Origin of the sequence: Escherichia sp. S10b, from assembly GCF_028421345.1 — a bacterium.
GTDB lineage: Bacteria > Pseudomonadota > Gammaproteobacteria > Enterobacterales > Enterobacteriaceae > ECMA0423.
Genome location: NZ_JAHZSO010000139.1, coordinates 1 through 3918, shown reverse-complemented (window position 1 = coordinate 3918; position 3918 = coordinate 1). Strand labels below are relative to the sequence as shown.

5 protein-coding genes and 1 pseudogene are annotated in these 3918 nt (G+C 60.9%); 3 read left to right on the top strand and 3 right to left on the bottom strand.

From position 1 onward, the window contains the following. A pseudogene (locus tag FTE26_RS08630) lies at positions 1-600 on the bottom strand (IS5-like element IS5B family transposase); the annotation flags it as partial. Positions 601-834: 234 nt separating this feature from the next. Between FTE26_RS08630 and FTE26_RS08625 the strand changes: the two are divergent. Genes FTE26_RS08625 through FTE26_RS08615 form a run of 3 tightly spaced genes read left to right on the top strand, consistent with a single transcriptional unit; the run spans position 835 to position 2659 of the window. After that, on the top strand, positions 835-1647 hold the full coding sequence (locus FTE26_RS08625) for a subclass B1 metallo-beta-lactamase NDM-7 (RefSeq protein ID WP_032495622.1): 813 nt from the start codon (positions 835-837) through the stop codon (positions 1645-1647). A 3-nt stretch (positions 1648-1650) separates the two neighbouring features. Then, positions 1651-2016, top strand: a complete 366-nt coding sequence (ble, locus tag FTE26_RS08620) for a bleomycin binding protein Ble-MBL (protein WP_004201167.1) — start codon at positions 1651-1653, stop codon at positions 2014-2016. Positions 2017-2020: 4 nt separating this feature from the next. Then, positions 2021-2659: a phosphoribosylanthranilate isomerase gene (locus tag FTE26_RS08615; RefSeq protein WP_004201168.1), complete on the top strand. Its 639-nt coding sequence runs from the start codon at positions 2021-2023 to the stop codon at positions 2657-2659. Between the two features lie 10 nt (positions 2660-2669). Here the strand turns inward: FTE26_RS08615 and FTE26_RS08610 are convergent, their stop codons facing one another. Together FTE26_RS08610 and cutA are read right to left on the bottom strand one after the other, a co-directional pair. Then, positions 2670-3701, bottom strand: coding sequence for a protein-disulfide reductase DsbD domain-containing protein (locus tag FTE26_RS08610; RefSeq protein WP_004201169.1), 1032 nt, complete (start codon positions 3699-3701; stop codon positions 2670-2672). A 4-nt stretch (positions 3702-3705) separates the two neighbouring features. Then, positions 3706-3840 (bottom strand): divalent cation tolerance protein CutA, encoded by a 135-nt coding sequence (gene cutA / locus FTE26_RS08605; RefSeq protein ID WP_023408307.1) that lies wholly within the window; start codon positions 3838-3840, stop codon positions 3706-3708. Positions 3841-3918 lie beyond the last annotated feature (78 nt).

Below are 3918 nucleotides of genomic sequence, written 5' to 3'. Positions count from 1 at the left end.
CTCGTTGGCCGCGGTGGTGACTAGGCTGTGGGTCAGGCCACTCTTGGCATCGACACCAATGTGGGCCTTCATGCCAAAGTGCCATTGATTGCCTTTCTTGGTCTGATGCATCTCCGGATCGCGTTGCTGCTCTTTGTTCTTGGTCGAGCTGGGTGCCTCAATGATGGTGGCATCGACCAAGGTGCCTTGAGTCATCATGACGCCTGCTTCGGCCAGCCAGCGATTGATGGTCTTGAACAATTGGCGGGCCAGTTGATGCTGCTCCAGCAGGTGGCGGAAATTCATGATGGTGGTGCGGTCAGGCAAGGCGCTATCCAGGGATAACCGGGCAAACAGACGCATGGAGGCGATTTCGTACAGAGCATCTTCCATCGCGCCATCGCTCAGGTTGTACCAATGCTGCATGCAGTGAATGCGTAGCATGGTTTCCAGCGGATAAGGTCGCCGGCCATTACCAGCCTTGGGGTAAAACGGCTCGATGACTTCCACCATGTTTTGCCATGGCAGAATCTGCTCCATGCGGGACAAGAAAATCTCTTTTCTGGTCTGACGGCGCTTACTGCTGAATTCACTGTCGGCGAAGGTAAGTTGATGACTCATGATGAACCCTGTTCCATGGCTCCAGATGACAAACATGATCTCATATCAGGGACTTGTTCGCACCTTCCTTAGAGAAATTTGCTCAGCTTGTTGATTATCATATGGCTTTTGAAACTGTCGCACCTCATGTTTGAATTCGCCCCATATTTTTGCTACAGTGAACCAAATTAAGATCATCTATTTACTAGGCCTCGCATTTGCGGGGTTTTTAATGCTGAATAAAAGGAAAACTTGATGGAATTGCCCAATATTATGCACCCGGTCGCGAAGCTGAGCACCGCATTAGCCGCTGCATTGATGCTGAGCGGGTGCATGCCCGGTGAAATCCGCCCGACGATTGGCCAGCAAATGGAAACTGGCGACCAACGGTTTGGCGATCTGGTTTTCCGCCAGCTCGCACCGAATGTCTGGCAGCACACTTCCTATCTCGACATGCCGGGTTTCGGGGCAGTCGCTTCCAACGGTTTGATCGTCAGGGATGGCGGCCGCGTGCTGGTGGTCGATACCGCCTGGACCGATGACCAGACCGCCCAGATCCTCAACTGGATCAAGCAGGAGATCAACCTGCCGGTCGCGCTGGCGGTGGTGACTCACGCGCATCAGGACAAGATGGGCGGTATGAACGCGCTGCATGCGGCGGGGATTGCGACTTATGCCAATGCGTTGTCGAACCAGCTTGCCCCGCAAGAGGGGCTGGTTGCGGCGCAACACAGCCTGACTTTCGCCGCCAATGGCTGGGTCGAACCAGCAACCGCGCCCAACTTTGGCCCGCTCAAGGTATTTTACCCCGGCCCCGGCCACACCAGTGACAATATCACCGTTGGGATCGACGGCACCGACATCGCTTTTGGTGGCTGCCTGATCAAGGACAGCAAGGCCAAGTCGCTCGGCAATCTCGGTGATGCCGACACTGAGCACTACGCCGCGTCAGCGCGCGCGTTTGGTGCGGCGTTCCCCAAGGCCAGCATGATCGTGATGAGCCATTCCGCCCCCGATAGCCGCGCCGCAATCACTCATACGGCCCGCATGGCCGACAAGCTGCGCTGAGCCATGGCTGACCACGTCACCCCCAATCTGCCATCGCGCGATTTCGATGTGACAGAGGCGTTTTATGCGAAGCTGGGCTTTGCGACGAGTTGGAAGGATCGCGGCTGGATGATCCTGCAGCGCGGCGGTTTGCAGCTCGAATTCTTCCCCTATCCTGACCTCGACCCAGCTACGAGCTCGTTCGGCTGTTGCCTGCGGTTGGATGATCTCGATGCCATGGTGGCATTGGTGAACGCGGCGGGAGCCGAGGAAAAAAGCACCGGCTGGCCGCGCTTCAAAGCTCCGCAACTGGAGGCGAGCGGCCTGAGGATCGGCTACCTGATCGATCCCGACTGCACGCTGGTGCGGCTGATCCAGAACCCCGACTGACCGCATGCCCGCGAAAATCAAGATTTGCGGGATCAGCACACCCGAGGCGCTCGATGCGACCATCGCGGCGCGGGCGGACTATGCCGGGTTGGTGTTCTATCCAGCGTCGCCCCGTGCGGTTACGTCGAATGTCGCGGGCGCTTTGACATCGCGCGCAGCTGGCCAGATCGCCATGGTCGGTTTGTTCGTCGATGCGGATGATGCTGTCATCGCCGACGCACTGGTGGCAGCCAAGCTGAACGCGCTGCAGCTGCACGGTTCGGAATCGCCCGAACGCGTGGCCCAGTTGCGCGCGCGGTTTGGCAAGCCGGTGTGGAAGGCGCTGCCCGTCGCCAGCGCCAGCGATGTCGCACGCGCCGCAGCCTATGCCGGGGCGGCGGACTTGATCTTGTTCGACGCCAAGACCCCCAAAGGCGCGCTGCCCGGCGGCATGGGGTTGGCGTTCGACTGGTCGCTGCTGGCCGGATATCGCGGTGCCTTGCCGTGGGGGCTGGCAGGCGGGCTAAATCCGACGAATGTTGCCGAGGCGATTGCGCGCACCGGAGCGCCGCTGGTCGATACCTCCAGCGGCGTCGAAAGCGCGCCGGGCGTCAAGGATACCGACAAGATTACCAATTTCGCCTTTGCGGTGCGCTTGGCCTAAATCGCGTCGATCAATAGGCGTCGTTCAGCGCAAAGATCGGCTTGCGGGTGCGCCACTGCCCTCGGGTGAAGTCGGGAAAATCTAACGTGCGATTGCCCTCAGCAATCGATTGTTCCGACAGAGGCGTGATCGCGCTCCAGGCCAGCGCGTCGTAAATGTCGATTGGCATCGGGGCCTTGGCCTTCAGCGCCTCGACAAAAGCGTGGATCACGAACCAGTCCATCCCGCCATGCCCGGCCCCTGCCGCCAGATCGGCGTAGCGTTTCCATAGCGGGTGATCGTATTTCGCAAACCAGCCCTCGGCAGGCTCCCAGCGGTGCGGCTGTGGGCTCTTGCCCTCCAGATAGATCGACTTGTTGACGTCCATCCACAGCCCCTCGGTGCCTTGCACCCGAAAGCCGAGAGAATAGGGGCGCGGCAGCGAGGTGTCGTGGCACAGCATGATCGTTTCACCATTAGTGCAGCCGATCATGGTGTTGACCACATCACCCAGTGCGAATTTCACCTCGGCGTTGGGATGATCGGCAGAGCCGTTCTTGACGACATAATCATGCAGCCCGCGCGCCTTACAGCCGAAGCCGCCAGCGCCCGCTTCGCCCGGCAACGCGACCTTCAGGGTGCGGGTCTGCGGCGGGTAGCACACGCCGGCATCGGCGCAGCCCTGGTACTTCACGGTCAGGGTGGTCGCGCTCGCGCCGGCCGCGGGCGTGCCGGTGAGGGTGCCGAGCAATTCCTTGCGGTAGGTTTCGACGTCGCCGAAGAATTCGTCGCGGTAGGCCTTGCCCTTCGGCAGCGCCATGGTCGCGCCGGTGAAGGCGGCATCGGCCTTGACCGAGGTGCGGTGCCGGTACAGGTAATAGCCGTCGGCGATCCGCCAGCGCACCTCGATGCGGTCCGGCGCGGTGGCCTGCGCGGACAGGACGAAGACCTCGTCGACCGGCGGCAGTTCGAAGTCCTGGGCGACGGCCGAGGTCGCGGGCAGCGCAAGCAGCAGGGCGAGCCCGGCCAGCCAGCGGCGCAGGCGGATCGTGGATGCGGTCATTGGCTCAGTTTACCGGTCGGCTCTCGGCGGCCAGCCATTGCAGGTATTCGGGCAGGCCGGACGCGGCTTCGACCGCGAGCAGCTCCGGGAGTTCGTAGGGATGCAGTTGGCGCAGGCGTTCCTGCAGGGCGGGGGGCACTGTTGCAAATAGTCGGTGGTGATAAACTTATCATCCCCTTTTGCTGATGGAGCTGCACATGAACCCATTCAAAGGCCG